The following is a 440-nucleotide window of genomic DNA, read 5'->3' on the forward strand; positions in this document are numbered from 1 at the left end:
GTGGAAGCACAACTCGGGGTGCCGCTGACCGATGAAGTCAAAGCCATCTACCTGACCGCCGGCAGCGGGGAGATCATCCTCGGCGAGGACGCAGGCTTCTACGGCATGGAGATCATTCCACTCGATGACACCGATATCCGGCCCTGGTACCTGCCCGAAAAGCGCATGTTGGATTGGCAATTCGGGGCAATGGAATCACTCGGTCCGGATCCGGTGGGCCGTATCCAGCCGCTGGCCGCGACACCGCTGCGGTTTCCCGTCGGCCACGATGGGTATGGCGACGTCTACGCCGCCGACCTCGCCCCCGCCAAGAACGGGCACCGAGGCCAAGTCATCTTCTTGGACCAAGAGTACAACGCCGGGGCGACATACCTGGGCGAATCGTTCACCGACCTGCTGGTGCATGGTCGCGAAGGCGACGGAACCGGCCCCGTCTACCG

1 protein-coding gene is annotated in these 440 nt (G+C 63.6%); it reads left to right on the forward strand.

The window, feature by feature from the left end; genetic code table 11:
• Positions 1 to 440 (forward strand): SMI1/KNR4 family protein (locus RNB18_RS52295; protein WP_311721090.1); only part of this gene is annotated, 440 nt, incomplete at both ends.

It is taken from the genome of Streptomyces doebereineriae (assembly GCF_031845645.1).
Classification (GTDB): Bacteria; Actinomycetota; Actinomycetes; order Streptomycetales; family Streptomycetaceae; genus Streptomyces; species Streptomyces canus.